This is a genomic window from Ruminococcus callidus ATCC 27760 (assembly GCF_000468015.1).
GTDB lineage: Bacteria > Bacillota > Clostridia > Oscillospirales > Ruminococcaceae > Ruminococcus_C > Ruminococcus_C callidus.
This window is the reverse complement of the sequence record NZ_KI260389.1, coordinates 100,976-117,641: the sequence shown is the minus strand read 5'-3', so window position 1 is coordinate 117,641 and position 16,666 is coordinate 100,976. Positions and strand designations below refer to the sequence as shown.

Sequence of the window (16,666 nt, the reverse complement as noted above, 5' to 3'; positions counted from 1 at the left end):
GTAAGTATGCTTGATATTATATCCGTTTTAGATAAGCTAGAATCCATGAAACTCATCCGGACAAGCCGTAAAGTGGGTAACTATATGCAGATATATTGCCCGTTTCATTCTGATGGTAAGGAACGTAAACCATCATGTGGTGTTCTGATTTCAGATGAGTACAGAAATGGTCATCGCTATCCAGCAGGGTTTTGTCATTGTTTTGCATGCCAGTATGCACACACTTTGGATGAGATGATTTCAGATCTTCTGAAATTACATAATATTTCAAAATCCGGATTAGACTGGCTGAAAGAAAACATTCCTGGATTTGATGATGATTTAGCGTCATTTGACTTTTTGCTGGATGGAGATACTGTAACATCACTCGTAAACCAGTACGCTATCGATTACTTGAAAATACATTCAAAGACAGAACAAACTTATGTTTCAGAAGAAGAACTTTCAAAGTATCGATATACTGTTCCATATATGTATGATCGTAAACTGACTGATGCTATTATAGAAAAGTTTGATATAGGGTATGACGGAAATTGGATTGCTCCCGGCAGAAAAAAGCCTACACCATGCATTACGTTTCCTGTTCGTGATAAATCCGGTCATACGTTATTTTTCTGTCGTCGATCTATTGCAGGCAAATTTTTTAATTACCCAACAGGTGTTACAAAGCCTGTATATGGATTATATGAACTTCCTGCTAATTGTAAATCTGTTATTGTCTGCGAAAGCTGTTTCAATGCACTAACATGTTGGGTGTATGAGAAACCTGCTGTTGCTTTGCTTGGAACTGGAAACTCATATCAAATTCAACAGTTAAAGGAACTTGGTGTAAATGAGTTTGTTCTAGCATTTGATCCAGACGAGGCAGGGCGTAAGGCTACAGAAAAATTAAAACGTGCATTGCATAGCGTTGCAATTGTATGGTCTTACGCAAATATTCCTGCTGGTAAGGATATAAATGATCTTACAAAAGATGAGTTTGATAACTTATACGTCGAGTAAAATTGCGAGGTGAAACATAATGGCAAAAACTGTGAAGCATAAAAACTCTACAGATCTTGAATCCGTATTGCGTTATTTTAGAGAAACCGTTTTACAGCATGATCACGCAAAAGAATCTGTTTCTATCCATGATAAAAAGACAAATGATTTTAATCATGCACTAGAACTCGAAGATTTGAATTATGCAGATCGAGCTAGATTAGCCACAAAGCAGATGGAAAACTTAAAGAAAAGACGAGCAGCCAAGGATTATGTGTACGAGTGTCAAGCTCTCGTAGATGTGCTAAGCAGTCCAGAGGGCATTCGGTTTATAAATAAGTTAAATGAGGCTTTAGGTGCTATGAGAAAACAGGAAAAGCAACATGAATCTCGAGTATACAAGAAGAGATTTCAATGACATTTCAGTTCACTCGTTATATATAGTAGCAGGAGGTCAGACTGCAAATTAAACATATCGAAATAAAACTGGAGGAATTCTAAATGGGATTTAAGACAGCAAATCAGTATGAAGAAGAAAAATATGCAGGTAAGTTTCGGCTTGCCGATGATGGAGATATGGCAGATGTGATTCCGCTGTATCAGAGTAAGAATGATGTGCTCATTGCTGATGTACACTACATCAAGAGTGCAGATTATTCAGGTTATGTGCATTGTTGCGGTACAGGATGCCCCGCATGCAGTAGAGGTATTCGTAGACAGACAAAGTTGTTCATTCCGCTTTACAATGTAGTAGAAAATGAAATTCAGTTCTGGGATCGTACACAGAAGTTTCTGCCACAAGTTCATAAGGACTTTTTTGGAAATGATCGATATCCGAATCCGTCTGAGTTCGTGTATCGAATCACCAGAAACGGTGCAGCAGGGGATATGGCTACCCGATACATCATCATGGTTGTCGGTAAGAATACAACGTTGCCGTATGATATGATTCTGTCTAATAACAAGGCAGTTATGCCTGACTATTACGAACATATCTGCAAGGAAGTAGATGCCGGAACTCTATCTACATGGATTGACAGCGCGTCATCTGGAAATAGTTATGGAGATTCAAGTAACATTCCAGAGTATGTTCCGGTACCGAGAGCTTATGCATCATCTGGAGAGAATACAGCAACCACTCCGACTAATGAAGATTTTAGTGAGTTACCTGATTCGTCTATGGCTGATGTTATGGAACTCGATGATTCAGATGTTCCGTTTTAATTTAATCCGATTCAATCCGTATAAATGACAAATGCCCTCTTTGAGAATTCATAGAGGGCATCTTGATAGAGGTGATAATCTCATGGGACTATTTAATGCTGCTCAGATGTCGCAGATAAAAGCGGCAGCTGTAAAAAGCAATAATGCTCTAACTGTTCCAGCAAAACGGAAAACAGTGTCTAAGAGCATCACATCAGACCTTGAAGAAATTTCACGAAACGTGGAAGAGTATTTCAAGGATTCTAATGCTATCCTCATTACGTCAAAAGCACAGCTACATGATTACGTTACAGAACTTATAAAGACTGGCTACGCTGCAATTGATACAGAAACTACAGGTCTGGATCGGTTAAATGACACAATTGTTGGATCATCTTTATACTATCCTGGTGGTGTAGAGTGTTATATTCCAAATAAACACATTGTACCTATTTTTGATGAACCGTATGCAAATCAGCTTACATACGAAGATGTGACAGAAGAATATCAAAGAATAGCAGATAGCGATGTAAGACTGATTTTCGCAAATGCTGATTTCGACCTTGCTATGATCTACAAAGACCTCAAAGTAGATTTTATTAAGAGCTGCTACTATGATTGTATCACTGCATGGCGCTGTCTGAAGGAAAATGAGAAAGATAACTCATTGAAGGGGTTGTATTGTAAATATGTATTGCGAGGTAAGGGAGATCCGATGAAATTTCGAGATTTCTTTACGCCTGCACAGTTTCCATATTGTCGTCCTGAAATTGCAAAATTGTACGCTGCACATGATGCTAAGATTACCTATGAGTTATTTATGTGGCAGTTGCCCTATTTACTGAAAGATAATCCAAAGTGCAAAAAACATGGATTTGAAGCAATTGCAGATTTGGTATGGAATGTAGAATTTCCCATGATTGCAATTTGTCAGAATATGCACAGACGAGGCATTTATCTGGAAAAGTCGATGGCAAAGATGCTGCATGCGAAGTATATCCCAACACTGGAAAAAGAACGTAGCAAGCTTCGTGATATGGTTCAGGAATTGATAGATGATCCAAAATATGTTACTAATACCAGATGCCCATTTAATTCAAGCGTTGATTTCAATGAATGCTCATCAAAGCATGTTACATGGATTGTGTATGACCTATTACGTCTTGGTGATCCAAAACATAGAGGTACTGATAAATCAATTCTTAGTACATTTAATGTTCCGGTTGTCAATCAGATATTGAAGTGTCGGAGCTTGGTAACTTTGATTTCTACGTTTGTAGAAAAATTGCCAAATGCAACTTCTCCGGATAGCAGAATTCATTGTGAGTTCCGAGCAATAGGAGCTGATACTGGGCGCATGTCATCCAAGTCACCAAACATGCAGAACATTCCTAGTAAGCATAATGATATTCGGCATATGTTCCGTGCAACTCCTGGATATGTACTTTTATCGTCAGACTTCAGTTTACGGAAAGTTGGCTGAAGTAAAACTCTGTTAATTCGGGGAATGCCTATGAGATGTGGTTCACTTATGGGTTAATCCCGAGCAAGGTGCTATAGTACCGTGTGTAGAGATCATCGAAAGCTAGAAATTGACATTTGTAGAAATACATAAATATGAGTTTTCAATCATAGGTCAGTTGAGATAACCAAGTTAGTAGAGTACAGCTCAGGCGAGTTAGTGTTTAGGTGATATTACCCTATTGTAAATCTATTAAATGGAAATTCAGAGATTTGTGTATATGTGGTAACAGCTATGCACATTTAAGAGTTGATCCGACACCCTTAGTAATAAGGGAAGCGTTTAGCGAACGCATAACCGATAAAGCAGCAAGAACCAAAATTGACCGCATTTGTCAGTCAGGACGAAAATATGATCCGGTCTTTTCAGGAGAACAAGGATATTTATAGTTTCATTGCGTCTATCGCATTTAATATGAGCTATGAAGATTGCCTTGAATTCAATCCTACTACCGGAGCTTATCAACCAGAAGGAAAAGCAAGACGTTCAGAATCTAAAAGTGTGGTACTTGGAATTTTATATGGACGTTCTATTAACACGATTGCAGACCAGCTATATAGTCATATGGATTGGTCTGATGAGAAGAAATTAAAACAAGCACAGTATGTGTACGACTCAGTTCTGAATGCGTTTCCTGCACTCCGGAAACTGATGATTAATGCACAGAGATGCGCAAAAGAAAAGGGGTATGTTGAAACCATCCTTGGAAGAAGGCGGCATATTCCAGAAATGCAACTTCCAGAATTTGAATTTAAACCTTTGAAGGGTTATGTGAATCCGGACATTGATCCACTTGATGCGTCTACTTTGGATGTAACAGATGACATTCCAGATAGAGTAAAAGTCGCATTATATCGTGAATTAAAGTCTTATAAGTATTTTGGACAAGTTGCAAAACGTATCAGAGCACTTGCCGAAGAAGATCATATCAAGGTTATTAATAATAACCGCAAAATTGCTGATGGATCGAGACAGTGTGTAAACTGTGTTGATACTGAGACAGAGATACTGACAACTTCCGGTTGGAAACGATACAATCAAGTTTCTGTAGGAGATTCTATTTTGAGTTATTCTATGAATCTGAATTGCATCACACATGATAAAGTACAAGCAGTGCATATTTACCCCGGTGAACATGAAGTATTTGAGTTTAAGTCAAACGCATTCTCTGCGGTTTCCACTCCAAATCACAGATGGGTTTGTCAAGCTGGGAATAAGGGGGCAAAGTTTGTTACTACAGAACACATCATGAATATTAAATGGGTTGATCCACCTATATTGCGGATGAGCGATAACAATATTCCAGAATCATCATATAGCGATGATTTTATAAAATTGATTGGCTGGATTGCAACTGATGGGACCATTTCATCTAAGCATTATTGTGTAAGATTGTATCAAGACACTAAACGTGCTAAAGGTGCAGGTGTTTATCAAGATATGATTTCTGTGTTGCACCGTTTAGGTATCAAGTATACTGATAATGTTAGAAATAACACTTATCATGATATATATTTGTATAAATGTGATGTGACACTGGATGTTTTAAATTTGCTAGAAAACCGAACATTGAAATATGAGTTTGTTTCAAGTTTATCTGAACGGCAAGCAAATATTTTAATTAGTGCTATGATTCAGGGTGATGGTTGGACGAGTGGTAGTCAAACTTGCTATACTTGCAATTCTGCTGAAAAAGCTGATATATTTCAGTATTTGTGTGTGATTGGGGGTCATGTATCTCATATGTATAAAATCGATCCTACTGAATCATCTATTCACTATGGGAATGTTTCTAATCCATCAGGGTATATAAATACAAAAAATCCGTATTATCTTGTTTATATAAATAAACGTAAACGAGCTCATATATATCCAGATCATAAATCTGCATCAGTGGTTGATACCGTTTGGTGCGTTACAACTGGAAATGGTACTTGGATTGCTCGACGAAATGGTAGTGTGTATATCACAGGAAACTCAATTATTCAAGGAAGTGCTGCTGATTTAACAAAATTAGCTATGCTAAAAGTAGAGAATAATCCAGAATGGAATAAGATTGGTGGTAGAGTCCTTGTTCCAGTTCATGATGAGCTGATTGCAGAAGTTCCTATCGACAAGTGGAAAGAGGGCGGAGAGATTTTGAGTAGTTCTATGTGCTCTGCTGCAAATTTCCTACCATTTTCCATCAAATGTGATGTCACAACAACATATCGCTGGTATGGTCTGGAATATCCATGTCGCTATAAACAGCCATTCACTGTACACCCTACAGAGAAGGATGAAATCGCCTGGATTCAGTATCATCTATTTGAAGTTGGGTATGATCTTCCTGTGTATAAAACAGCAGATGGGGGAAAGCCTGAAGGTGATGAAGCCCTTGGTGTAAATGGTGTATGGAGTGACACCGTAGAATCCGATATGTTAGACTATTGCAATCGTTATAATATTACAGAGGGTGAGTTCCTAGAACACATCCATACAAAAGTGCATACTGGATATGCACCCGGCGAAAAACATGTATAACTTAGGAGGTTTGTTTTATCATGAAGTTTTCCGTAAGTACAAAGCCGCTGATTAGTGGTGTAAATCTGGCAATTGTAGATGCCAATATCACAAGATACTATCCGAAAAGCAGTGTTGTATACATTTCAGCGTCCAATACAACACTGACAATTCATCACGATGGTGAATTTGTGTCTACCAGCATCAATTTTAAGGGATCTGGCGATGGTGCTGATTCATCTGTATATGTGGATGCAGCTTTATTCAAAAAGCTTGTAGGAACACTTTCTGGTTCAGATCGAGTTGTGTTTGAATTCACAGGAGACTGCCTTATTCTGCATAGCGGCAGTTCTAAGTATATGCTTCAAAAGGCAGCATCTACGATGGATTTCATTCCGAATGTTATTTCAGAGATTACAAGTGCAGAACTTGATAAGGCAATTACTATTGATGTTTCTGACTGGAAAGCAATCAAATCTAGTCAGTTGTATGTGAAGTCTGACGCGTCCAGTAATGTACTTTATACACTTGTTTATGTTTCTTCTGATGGTGATGCACTTGTTTGCGATATGGATAACAGTCTGCTTACACACAGTTCCATTTCTGGAATTGAAGAAACATGTATGATTCAGGATACAGTTGTAAATGTTCTGGCTAGCATTACATCTGGTGTACTTGTAAAGCGTGATGACAAATTTGTAGTGGCATCTATTACAGATGCGTATGAATGCCTTGCAAGTTTTGCACCAATTTATGAATCCGACGAAGTTGGCAGCTATAATGCTGATATGATTATTGGTTTGATGCAGTCTAATAATGATACAAGCATGCTTGCAAAAACTGCTGATTTGAAAAAGGCAATGTCTCAGGCATCGATGCTTGCTCCAAGAGGTTACACAATCAATTGTGATTTCACTGGGGAGTACATCGATTTTAAGACACCTACTATGGAATGTAAGATTCCTGTTGTAAATGGTCCAGTGAATTCATACACACTGAAGTTTAATCCAGACTTGTTTGGTAAAGTGGTATCTCACCTTCCAAGTGATGATGTTACAATCCGACCTACATATAATGGAGATGAAATTGTTGGAATTACCTGCGAGTGTGATTATCTCACAGTTGTTCTTGGAGCGTGTGAGTGATGGGCTTTAAGACCGCTAACATGGCGGCGGTTGTCCGATTTAATTCTGCCAATAGCAGCAACTTTTTGGATGCTTACGAGATGTATCTGCATGACACTGTACAGAGCAGTCTTAATAGACCTAAATCGAGGACATTTGCACCGTCCAGCTTTCGATGTGCTAGGAAGAATTGGTTTCGGTTGCGTGGAACAACTCCTGATGTTGTTCAGGTTCCAGATTTAAGCCTACAGCACACAGCAGAGGTTGGAACTGCTAGACATACTGCAATTCAATCAAAGTTATCTAAAATGCTTGGACAAGACTGGATTGATGTAGAAACATATCTTTCTGGCATTCCAGATTATCCATATGACTACACCATTCAAAAAGCTGGATTTGAATCTAGAATATCTATTCAATATCCACCGATTAAATTTGCGTGTGATGGTATTGTTCGGTGGAACAACAAACTATATCTTCTGGAGATCAAAACTTCAGAGTATAATAGTTGGGAAGAATTGACAGATCCAAAATCAGTGCATATGGATCAGGTGATGTGCTATAGTACATTACTACAACTTCCAGATGTCTTAATGCTTTATGAAGATAGACAATATGGTGGTATGAAATGCTACGAAGAACATTTCAGCATTGATGATATGATACATGTGAAAAACAAATTTGATTATATCATGGAGATGGTTGACCACAATCTAGCTCCAGAGAAACTACCGCATGCTGATTATATGTGTAGAAATTGCGAGTATCAAAAGAAATGCACAGAGTGGGGGTGATACTTTGTCATTAGCAAATAAATATAGACCTACATCATGGGATGATGTTGTAGCACAGCCATTTGTTGTGGATATGCTAAGAAACATATGCTGTCATGAATTATCAAACAGAAACTTTCTGTTGATAGGTCCTGCTGGTACAGGTAAAACTACTATGGCTCGTATTATCGCATCATCATTGAATGGCGAAGATGGTAATGTCATTGAACTGGATGCTGCGTCAAATAATGGTGTTGATATCATTCGAGACCTTATTCAACAAGCAAAGTTGTACCCAGTAGGGCAAAAGTACAAGGTGTTCATTATAGATGAATGCCATTCATTGACAAATTCAAGTTGGCAAGCACTTCTCAAAACCATTGAGGATGTACCAGCCATGAGCATTTTTATTTTTTGTACAACAAATCCGGAAAAAATTCCGGAAACTATATTGTCACGAGTTCAGACATTTCAGCTATCAAAATTAAGCGTAACTGAAATTAAGGATCGTCTTGAATATGTTATCTCCAGAGAAAATTCAGATTCTTCTAATATCACATATACAGAGGATGCAATTTCCTATATTGCAAAACTTGCAAATGGTGGTATGCGAGACGCACTTACGCTCCTTGATAAAGCATTGACTTACAGCAATAATATTACATCAGAATCTTTGTCTATTGCTTTAGGGCTTCCAGACTATGATGATTATTTTGCCTTGCTGAGCGCTATTACAAAGCATGATAATGCAAAGATAACATCAATGATTAATCATGTCTATAATAGCGGCAAGAATTTTGTAAAGTGGTTTGAATCATTTCATTCATTTGTTATGAACATTGTAAAATATGTGTTCATGCAAGATATTGATGCTACGATGATACCATCTCACTATGCTGATAAAATATCTTTGTATACAACTGCTCATGCATCAGTATGTTTGAAGCTCTCAAACATCCTTATTAAGATGCTTCGAGAACTTAGAACTACTTCATATCAGCAGGAAATTGCATTAACATTTCTCTGTATGCCACCAAGGAAGAAGGCGAGTGGATGATTGATTTAAATTCTGTGATGTCTGAGAACACTAAGGATATTGAATCAGTTGTGTCATGGTGTAGTGAGATTTATGATGAGAAATTCGCTGAATATTTTTTAAATGCACGAGTTTTATTTGAACGTGTGCAATCAAAAACACATCCGATTACAGACGATGAACTTAGCCAGATTTTAATTGATTTACCAATGAAACTGTTTGATGTTTCAGAGGTTTTGAATCAGTTTCGGCTCAGTTATGAGGTTGTAAAGCTTAGAAATAAGCAAAAAGAATCGGATTTGATAAAATCATCATCTGAAACTACTGCACCAAAACGAAAATCTGACGCAGAGTTACAAATGATTCCTGATAAGTTGCTTGTAACTGCATTTGATTCTGTGATTACACGAGTAGAGAATGAAATTTCATTCTGTCGTGAGTTGATTATGAGTTCAAAGAAGATTTGGGATGCAAGACGAAAGACAGAACAAGTGAATCCAATAAGTGAAGTGTCAGATCTTCCAGACTATAATGTAAAGTCCTATATCAAGGGGTGATTTTCATGACATTTGATGACATTATCAACAAAAAGAAAAAAGAGTGGAATTGTAGTGACTTGATGAATACTGCTAACATTACACATGGTGAAAAATTACCGTTTTCATCACCATTAATGAACTGGTGTACATATGGTGGTATTCCTCGTGATAAAATTACTGAGTTTTTTGGTGAATTTAGTGGTGGAAAAACTACCACTGCTGTTGATATTTGCAAAAATGCAATTGAGATATTCAAACAAGAATATATGGAGCATATTGAGCTATTAAGTTCTAGAATTACATCTGGAGATAAGTCTGCTCGCTCTGAATTGGAAGATTTTGAATGTGTTGGACCTAAAAAAGTGACATATATTGATTTAGAGCATACGTTTGATCTTGATTGGTCTGAAAAATTAGGTATTGCACATACTGATATCAAACTTATGCAACCACCTGATGTTCCGGCAGAGGATATACTTCAAACTATAGAGGATTTGATTTGTACTGGTGAAATTGGACTTCTTGTACTGGATTCTATTCCATCTTTGGTTACAGGAAAAGAACTTGAAAAGAAATATGGAGAGCGAACTGTAGCTCCTTTGGCCGGATTACTAACCATATTCTTTAGAAAAATTGTTCCTAAACTATCAAGATATCATTGTACACTGCTTACAATTAATCAAACTCGAGATAACCTTGATAATCCATATGTAGCGAATACACCTGGTGGTAAAGCCGCAAAATTTTACGCTGGTCTGCGAGTTCAGTTCCGAATCGGAGCTCCTGTCGATTTTCTTGGAAATGAACTTCCTACAAAAACTGAGAATCCAGCAGGATATATTATCAATGCTAAAATTGTTAAGCAGAAAACTGCACCTTATGACCGAAAGCAGGGAAGTTACTTTTTGATGTGCCAGTCTGGTATTCGGCCAGACTTCGACTATGCTTCACTTGCAATTAAGCGGTATGGAGTTATCCATAAAGCGGGTGCATGGTTCACAATTTGTGATCCATACACTGGAGAGGTGCTAGAAACTGCTGATGGTAAACCGATTAAGCTGAATGGATTATCTAAGGTGTATGAGTATCTGGCAACCAATACTGAATACTACGAGCGATTAAAGAAGTTCATTACAGATGACATCAATGGAATCACTACAGATGCAGGAACGGAGGATGAAAATGGATCAGAATCCAACCAAACACTACAGCTGTAAACAGGAGCATATGATCGCCGAATATTTAGGATGGGATGTTGTACCTGGTAGCGGTGCCAGAGATTTTCATCCAGGCGATATTCGGTCTGACTGCCATTTAGGTGAGTGCAAAACGCATACAAAGACTGTGAATGACATCAAATTTTACAGCCGCGTTTGGAATAAGATTCAACATGAGGCTGAATCTGAAATGCGTTGCCCCATTTTATTTGCCGATAATGGAACCCAGAAAATTGAAAATACATGGTGTATGCTGCCAAAACGATGCGTGAATATACTTACATTGGAGTGTGTTCATAACCCAGATATTAAGTGCAATAAATCTGGAATTGTCATTAAACACAAGTATATGAAGGACACATTGCATTATTCATATGCTATTATTGTTTCAGACTTTCCAGATGTATCATATCCGGTTATGATTGTGTCACTTCCGACATTTAAAGGTATTTTGGATGGTGATCTGTAATGCTGATTCAGGATGCAGGAAAGCAAATACTATCAAAAAATCCTGGAAAGATCTATATCTTCTGCGGCGATGACTATGGAATCAAGCATAAATATATTCGTATATTGAAGTCAATATATAAAGTTTCTATAGAGTGTGATACTGTCGAGGACGTAATCAAACGTTCTAAGACTAAATCGCTCTTACCAGAACCTCAGAAACTGTATATTGTTCGATATGATGATGGTTTTTTGAATTCACTGAATGATGATTCTATAGCTGAACTATCGAATGTAAGTATCAATGGTACGCTTGTATGTATATATCAAAGTGACAAAGCGACTGCAAAGTGTATGAAATATCTTTCTGACTTTGCAGTTGAAATCAATCGTGTAAACAAAAATCTTGTGTATAAGTACATTTTGTCAGATTATCCAGATTTACCAGAATCAATTTTGCAGATAGTTGCTACATATACATATGATTATAGTACTGCATATCATGTATGTGCATGTATATCAAAATGTTCTATGATATCACAGTTTGATAGTGATAATATTCAGCAAATTTTTCATTGTCAAAATGAAACAGATGACTTAGAGCTTCGTACTGCAATTGCATCTCGAAACTTTCGATACATCATGCAGCTAATTGATACATATCCGGGTGACTTGAATCAGGTGTTTTATATGATGCTGAGTACAATGCTTGAATTGGACAAACTTCATAAAAACAAGTTCTATAAATCACCTTATCGAAAATATGTTGACCGTTGGACTGATCTAGACATATATAATATGTTTACTAGCGTGTACTACAAATTATCTGATTTGCGGACTGACAATATCAATGTATATGATACACTTGTGTATTTGATAGTGTTGACACAGTTTGAACACATTCCAGATTCCAATTTATTTTCTTGCGAGGTATAATATGAATAAGAAAACTTTAAGCGAAATTCGGAGACATTTCTCTGAAGATGATGACCTGTTTACATTAAATACTGTGACTACGGCGTTTATCGATAGCGAGCATGCAGTTCGGTGCGTGAATACCAAAAGTGCATATACACTATCTGAACCGGAGTACTCCTGTATCATTAAGGCATTGAAGAGATCAATCAGAGGGTCCATTGGTAAGAATCTGCATGAGTATCCATTTTTAGATCCTGTAAAAGATTCTGATCCTGTTGTAACCAACATTCGGTCACTTGTAAACACTAAACTGCTGGATACAGACGCTGTATCTGAGTTTCTTTCAAACGTAGCAGAAAACGGTATGCTGATGTCAACTTATGCAGTTCTGATTGGTCATTGTACATACACAGTGTTCCATAAGCATAAAGATGATACCGAAAACGAATCAGATTATTCAGATTTCAATTTTATTGTTACTGCATTTTGTCCCGTAGAACTTCGAGAAGATGGTCTGATTTATAATGAGTCTGATAACACAATTGAAAAGAAAAATGCTTATGACAGAATTGTATCTCAGACACCTACAGACGGTTTCATGTATCCTGTGTTTACAGATCGAAGCGCAGACGTAAATCATATTATCTATATGACAAGTAAGCCATCTGAGATCAATACGAATCTTGTAAGTCAAGTATTGCATTGTAAGTGCGGAATCCCATATGTGATGCAGAGATCTATTTTCAGCGAAATGCTTGATAATATACTTGATGAGCATTTGACTTATTCTGTATGGCTTGATGTTGTAAATCGTATTAATGTTCTTGCAGCTGAGCATGAACATGATTCATCCCCATTTGTGCTTGACGCGTTTACAATGAAGTCTATTTTATCAGAATTAAATATGCCACAGACTATTATTGACCATGTGGATGAATTATTTGAATGTTATTGCGTATCTGACAATATTTTAGTGTCAAATCTTACAGACAAGAAACTTGCAATTAAGACAGGTAGAGCTGATATTGCATTGAGCATGGGTAATTGCGATACGCTTCATACATATCACAAAGACGGTAGAAAATATATTTTGATCGATGTTGATGGTGCAGAAATCAATGTCAACGGTCAAGTTGTAGATATCAGGTGATAACTATGGTACTATCCTGCCAATCTGCTGTACTGAGCCAATTGCAAACTTATGCAGATTCTAACATTCACAGCATTTTGATATGCAGCCCATATAGCTGCGGAAAGACCTATATGGCAAAGCAATATTCTAATATGATTCACACAGACGATTTCAAGGTAGTTCAACCTAAAATGTCTGAGGTAAAGGAAACTGTAGATTATTGCAGACAACTAGCAACTAGTATTACTATATGTTTTGAGAACATAGATGCTGGAGTGATAGGTGTTTCAAATGCGGTTTTGAAGCTGTTAGAGGAACCTCCTAAAAATGTATATATCATAGTGACTTGTAAAAATGTATCAAATGTACTACCAACTATCATAAGCAGATGTATGGTCACAGAGTGTACAGCACCAACAACAAATGATGTCAAGATTTATGCAGATAGTATAGACTTTGACATTCGTAGTTGTTCATCAATTCGAGGGTGCTTGCATGACTTTCGTGATGTTGATATAGCGTCGAAATTTACACAAGTTCAACTAGATCATTTTTCAGACATTATGAATTGTATGTATTCTAGTGATTCTGTATCTACTAAGATGTGGAAGATGCAAAAGTTTCCGGATGGGACTCAGATACCGATTGATTTTCTGCTAAACTATATCGTAACTACGGTATCAAATCCAACAATAAAACGGATTGGGTACAACTGCATACGAGATTTAGCATCTGGAAAAATCCCTTCGCATGTTATACTTGCAAAATTTTTGTTTGATATTTCTATGATTTAACCATTGTGGGTATCCGTTTGGATACTCACTTTTTTCGTAACCTTATATAGCATAGATGTATTAATTCTTTCGAGGAGGGACAACTATGATTGCACCAAAAGATTTAAGTACACTGTTATCTGCATCTGAGGCATTGAAATCTGCAAAAGAATCTGTAGATTCTCGTTTAGAATGTGCTGTTGCACGAGCGATAAACTATGCAGCAAATACAAGCGACGATGGAAATATTGTAGCAGATTGGAATCAACCGCTCACAGATGCTTTAATTACAAAGCTAGAATCATTAGGCTATACTGTAAAGCACAAGCTAGACGCATATGGTAATCAGATTCAGAATTTTTATGTAATTTCGGCGTATAGTGGTGATGCACATGAATCATGAGTATAACCGTTTTGATTTATATCCGTACTATGACGCATTATCTAATACCACTGTAATCAATAAAAACGGGATTGAATTTTATATATGGCTGAAACTTCCAGATGATACATGTAATCAACTATCACTATTTGAGGTTATTGATTTCAATTATGCATCTGGTCCAAAGAATATAGACTTTTCTACAAAACTGTTTCGAGAAAACCATCGTCCTTGGATTCGTTTAGAGTCATCTATGCTGAATCTTGACGTTGGATATCACATTTTCAGATTTCGTTTCGTAGATATTGATCTGGACGACTATATATCTTTCTATTTTTCATATGTGGTGCAAGATGACAATCCAGACAAGCCATATATGTATATGACACGAGATGAGGTGATTTCGTGATATCTATTTATGCTTCAAAAATGTTCAAATCTAGCAAGCACCAAGAAAAAGTGCTTGCAGCATTAGGTGCATTTGAAAACGCTGAGCTTGTTAAGCAGCTTGAAGAGTATTTGGATGATGAATACAAGCCTATGGACGATTGTGAACCATCTGAATCATATGACACAAGTTCTGACAATGCTGTAAATCGTGACAAACCTGAATCTACAAATCCATCTCCTATTAGACCTGTATCTAAAAAATCTAATTTAAGTTCTAAAATCTCAGATTTAGATAGTGAGTTGAATCCAGATTCTGAAGATGATTCTGACACTGCACCTGATACTGCTGTAGAAGATTCATCTATAGATTCAAGTTCTATTACATCTCAAAAATCTGTAACTGCAAATACTACATTACAGAATCCACTTATTGTGACTCAAAACTTGTACAGCAGTCTTGTTGGTGAATTGAAGGGTACACTCAATGCACGATCCGAAACATCTGGTGTAGCACGAATTTCTATAAAGTCAGAAGAACTATGGATTTATTATAATGATGATGTAAATCTAAATTCTATGATGCCAAATGTCATCGATGTTCTAAATGCAGCTAACTATTACTACTTGGTATTTAATCGACTTGCAAGAACAGATAATGCTATTGTATTTGACTTAACAACTACAGATACAAATAATTCTGTGGATGGTGTACAGAATGACTGATAAATCACTTCCACTTGTAGAAGATATCGATTTTCATTACTTACTAGGTTTGCTTCCTCCACTTGAAAACATTCCAGAATTTGCATGGCTGCCAGAGTTATTTTCAATTATTGGGGCAGAAAGTCTGATAACTTTATCAAAATATGCAGGTGGAGAAATTATTAAGATTCCTACCATAGCACAATTATCAAACAGTATTTTAGCATTACAGTATTTTTATGATTGTTATATATCAAATAGAATCCAGGAATCTGAAATACCGGATTCTATACACAGTACCGTTGCAAAAATAAAGGAAGTATACGATGCTTGAAACAATATCTGAAATGACGAAGTCCGATGCGATTCCATTTTACGATTATTATTCTAAGTATATGTCAGATGTGCAAGACAGCGATATAGATTTAGAATTACATCGACTTCAAACAGTTAATAATCTTACAACCAATTCTATGATACAACTTGTAAATAGAATGGTTTTTGGTGGTGGTGAAATTGATCCCTGCATCTAAATTACAAAACAGTTATGTGAACATATATGCTTGCATGCGTAATTATATTTGGGATTTTCAAACAGTTGAAGCTCTTGCAGATTTAGAGATTGAAACCTATAAGAGATTTCCTAATCTTGATGTACTTGCTAGTGATTTTATAAAGTTGAAATCTCTGGTTGGATCAACAGATGTGTATCACGATGACGATGAGTTTCAAAAAAGCTTTACAAAATATGAGAATCTTTTAAATGATACTGATTCTATATATGCAGATCTGAAAACTTTCAGAAAGGTGGTAGTTGTAGCATGAGTATTAAGGTGAAAAAGACAAAGAAGCAGACTATTTCAGCGTCAAAATCTACTAAAAACTCAGGCAAATACACTGATGCAACAGATTCTATTACTGCTGCTATCTATGCACTTGGTGATAGTGCAAAATCTGGTGATATTCTTGCACGGGAATCTATTGCAAATTTAAGTGTTATTTTGTTTGAACTTCAGTAACTGACT

The 16,666-nt window shown here is 36.7% G+C and carries 21 protein-coding genes; all 21 read left to right on the top strand.

Annotated elements, in window-relative coordinates; genetic code table 11:
• The first annotated feature begins 6 nt into the window (after positions 1-6).
• The 21 genes from RUMCAL_RS07150 to RUMCAL_RS07050 all read left to right on the top strand — a co-directional run bounded on the left by RUMCAL_RS07150 (position 7) and on the right by RUMCAL_RS07050 (position 16,660).
• Positions 7-1,002 (top strand): toprim domain-containing protein, encoded by a 996-nt coding sequence (locus tag RUMCAL_RS07150; RefSeq protein ID WP_021681996.1) that lies wholly within the window; start codon positions 7-9, stop codon positions 1,000-1,002.
• Between the two features lie 19 nt (positions 1,003-1,021).
• A complete protein-coding gene (locus RUMCAL_RS07145) occupies positions 1,022-1,399 on the top strand; it encodes a hypothetical protein (RefSeq protein WP_021681995.1) in 378 nt (125 codons plus the stop codon).
• 83 nt (positions 1,400-1,482) lie between these two features.
• Entirely contained in the window at positions 1,483-2,205 is a 723-nt protein-coding gene (locus RUMCAL_RS07140) for a hypothetical protein (RefSeq protein WP_021681994.1), read from the top strand.
• Positions 2,206-2,287: 82 nt separating this feature from the next.
• Complete coding sequence (locus tag RUMCAL_RS07135) at positions 2,288-3,667, top strand: DNA polymerase (RefSeq protein WP_021681993.1); 1,380 nt, start codon at positions 2,288-2,290, stop codon at positions 3,665-3,667.
• Between the two features lie 339 nt (positions 3,668-4,006).
• On the top strand, positions 4,007-6,229 hold the full coding sequence (locus RUMCAL_RS07130) for a DNA polymerase (RefSeq protein ID WP_278245039.1): 2,223 nt from the start codon (positions 4,007-4,009) through the stop codon (positions 6,227-6,229).
• Positions 6,230-6,249: 20 nt separating this feature from the next.
• Positions 6,250-7,353: a hypothetical protein gene (locus RUMCAL_RS07125; protein WP_021681991.1), complete on the top strand. Its 1,104-nt coding sequence runs from the start codon at positions 6,250-6,252 to the stop codon at positions 7,351-7,353.
• Complete coding sequence (locus RUMCAL_RS07120; RefSeq protein WP_021681990.1) at positions 7,353-8,126, top strand: hypothetical protein; 774 nt, start codon at positions 7,353-7,355, stop codon at positions 8,124-8,126. The genes RUMCAL_RS07125 and RUMCAL_RS07120 overlap by 1 nt, the downstream gene beginning before the upstream one ends.
• Before the next feature lie 4 nt (positions 8,127-8,130).
• Entirely contained in the window at positions 8,131-9,162 is a 1,032-nt protein-coding gene (dnaX, locus tag RUMCAL_RS14585) for a DNA polymerase III subunit gamma/tau (RefSeq protein ID WP_169725996.1), read from the top strand.
• Complete coding sequence (locus RUMCAL_RS07110; RefSeq protein WP_021681988.1) at positions 9,159-9,698, top strand: hypothetical protein; 540 nt, start codon at positions 9,159-9,161, stop codon at positions 9,696-9,698. Before dnaX ends, RUMCAL_RS07110 begins: the two co-directional genes overlap by 4 nt.
• A gap of 5 nt (positions 9,699-9,703) precedes the next feature.
• Positions 9,704-10,897, top strand: a complete 1,194-nt coding sequence (locus tag RUMCAL_RS07105; RefSeq protein WP_040647393.1) for a P-loop NTPase family protein — start codon at positions 9,704-9,706, stop codon at positions 10,895-10,897.
• Positions 10,863-11,366, top strand: coding sequence for a hypothetical protein (locus RUMCAL_RS07100; RefSeq protein ID WP_040647391.1), 504 nt, complete (start codon positions 10,863-10,865; stop codon positions 11,364-11,366). The genes RUMCAL_RS07105 and RUMCAL_RS07100 overlap by 35 nt, the downstream gene beginning before the upstream one ends.
• Positions 11,366-12,280, top strand: coding sequence for a hypothetical protein (locus RUMCAL_RS07095; RefSeq protein ID WP_021681985.1), 915 nt, complete (start codon positions 11,366-11,368; stop codon positions 12,278-12,280). The genes RUMCAL_RS07100 and RUMCAL_RS07095 overlap by 1 nt, the downstream gene beginning before the upstream one ends.
• Position 12,281: 1 nt before the next feature.
• A complete protein-coding gene (locus RUMCAL_RS07090; protein WP_021681984.1) occupies positions 12,282-13,412 on the top strand; it encodes a DUF4317 family protein in 1,131 nt (376 codons plus the stop codon).
• Positions 13,413-13,525: 113 nt separating this feature from the next.
• Positions 13,526-14,188, top strand: a complete 663-nt coding sequence (locus RUMCAL_RS07085; protein WP_021681983.1) for a DNA polymerase III, delta' subunit domain protein — start codon at positions 13,526-13,528, stop codon at positions 14,186-14,188.
• Between the two features lie 85 nt (positions 14,189-14,273).
• Complete coding sequence (locus tag RUMCAL_RS07080) at positions 14,274-14,570, top strand: hypothetical protein (RefSeq protein ID WP_021681982.1); 297 nt, start codon at positions 14,274-14,276, stop codon at positions 14,568-14,570.
• The gene (locus tag RUMCAL_RS07075) at positions 14,560-14,958 is read left to right on the top strand and encodes a hypothetical protein (protein ID WP_021681981.1); all 399 of its coding nucleotides are present in this window, start codon (positions 14,560-14,562) and stop codon (positions 14,956-14,958) included. Before RUMCAL_RS07080 ends, RUMCAL_RS07075 begins: the two co-directional genes overlap by 11 nt.
• The gene (locus RUMCAL_RS07070) at positions 14,955-15,662 is read left to right on the top strand and encodes a hypothetical protein (RefSeq protein WP_040647388.1); all 708 of its coding nucleotides are present in this window, start codon (positions 14,955-14,957) and stop codon (positions 15,660-15,662) included. Before RUMCAL_RS07075 ends, RUMCAL_RS07070 begins: the two co-directional genes overlap by 4 nt.
• Positions 15,655-15,975, top strand: a complete 321-nt coding sequence (locus RUMCAL_RS07065) for a hypothetical protein (protein ID WP_021681979.1) — start codon at positions 15,655-15,657, stop codon at positions 15,973-15,975. The genes RUMCAL_RS07070 and RUMCAL_RS07065 overlap by 8 nt, the downstream gene beginning before the upstream one ends.
• Complete coding sequence (locus tag RUMCAL_RS07060; protein WP_021681978.1) at positions 15,968-16,174, top strand: hypothetical protein; 207 nt, start codon at positions 15,968-15,970, stop codon at positions 16,172-16,174. Before RUMCAL_RS07065 ends, RUMCAL_RS07060 begins: the two co-directional genes overlap by 8 nt.
• Entirely contained in the window at positions 16,158-16,466 is a 309-nt protein-coding gene (locus RUMCAL_RS07055; RefSeq protein WP_040647387.1) for a hypothetical protein, read from the top strand. The genes RUMCAL_RS07060 and RUMCAL_RS07055 overlap by 17 nt, the downstream gene beginning before the upstream one ends.
• Positions 16,463-16,660: a hypothetical protein gene (locus RUMCAL_RS07050; protein WP_021681976.1), complete on the top strand. Its 198-nt coding sequence runs from the start codon at positions 16,463-16,465 to the stop codon at positions 16,658-16,660. Before RUMCAL_RS07055 ends, RUMCAL_RS07050 begins: the two co-directional genes overlap by 4 nt.
• Positions 16,661-16,666 lie beyond the last annotated feature (6 nt).

What these genes read in the sequence shown, in the direction of transcription:
- RUMCAL_RS07090 (WP_021681984.1), top strand. Translation starts at nt 12,282, where the DNA reads ATGAATAAGAAAACTTTAAGCGAAATTCGGAGACATTTCTCTGAAGAT.
- RUMCAL_RS07060 (WP_021681978.1), top strand. Translation starts at nt 15,968, where the DNA reads ATGCTTGAAACAATATCTGAAATGACGAAGTCCGATGCGATTCCATTT.
- RUMCAL_RS07140 (WP_021681994.1), top strand. Translation starts at nt 1,483, where the DNA reads ATGGGATTTAAGACAGCAAATCAGTATGAAGAAGAAAAATATGCAGGT.
- RUMCAL_RS07075 (WP_021681981.1), top strand. Translation starts at nt 14,560, where the DNA reads ATGAATCATGAGTATAACCGTTTTGATTTATATCCGTACTATGACGCA.
- RUMCAL_RS07080 (WP_021681982.1), top strand. Translation starts at nt 14,274, where the DNA reads ATGATTGCACCAAAAGATTTAAGTACACTGTTATCTGCATCTGAGGCA.
- RUMCAL_RS07085 (WP_021681983.1), top strand. Translation starts at nt 13,526, where the DNA reads ATGGCAAAGCAATATTCTAATATGATTCACACAGACGATTTCAAGGTA.
- RUMCAL_RS07050 (WP_021681976.1), top strand. Translation starts at nt 16,463, where the DNA reads ATGAGTATTAAGGTGAAAAAGACAAAGAAGCAGACTATTTCAGCGTCA.
- RUMCAL_RS07120 (WP_021681990.1), top strand. Translation starts at nt 7,353, where the DNA reads ATGGGCTTTAAGACCGCTAACATGGCGGCGGTTGTCCGATTTAATTCT.
- RUMCAL_RS07105 (WP_040647393.1), top strand. Translation starts at nt 9,704, where the DNA reads ATGACATTTGATGACATTATCAACAAAAAGAAAAAAGAGTGGAATTGT.
- RUMCAL_RS07065 (WP_021681979.1), top strand. Translation starts at nt 15,655, where the DNA reads ATGACTGATAAATCACTTCCACTTGTAGAAGATATCGATTTTCATTAC.
- RUMCAL_RS07110 (WP_021681988.1), top strand. Translation starts at nt 9,159, where the DNA reads ATGATTGATTTAAATTCTGTGATGTCTGAGAACACTAAGGATATTGAA.
- RUMCAL_RS07125 (WP_021681991.1), top strand. Translation starts at nt 6,250, where the DNA reads ATGAAGTTTTCCGTAAGTACAAAGCCGCTGATTAGTGGTGTAAATCTG.
- RUMCAL_RS07100 (WP_040647391.1), top strand. Translation starts at nt 10,863, where the DNA reads ATGGATCAGAATCCAACCAAACACTACAGCTGTAAACAGGAGCATATG.
- RUMCAL_RS07135 (WP_021681993.1), top strand. Translation starts at nt 2,288, where the DNA reads ATGGGACTATTTAATGCTGCTCAGATGTCGCAGATAAAAGCGGCAGCT.
- RUMCAL_RS07145 (WP_021681995.1), top strand. Translation starts at nt 1,022, where the DNA reads ATGGCAAAAACTGTGAAGCATAAAAACTCTACAGATCTTGAATCCGTA.
- RUMCAL_RS07150 (WP_021681996.1), top strand. Translation starts at nt 7, where the DNA reads ATGCTTGATATTATATCCGTTTTAGATAAGCTAGAATCCATGAAACTC.
- RUMCAL_RS07095 (WP_021681985.1), top strand. Translation starts at nt 11,366, where the DNA reads ATGCTGATTCAGGATGCAGGAAAGCAAATACTATCAAAAAATCCTGGA.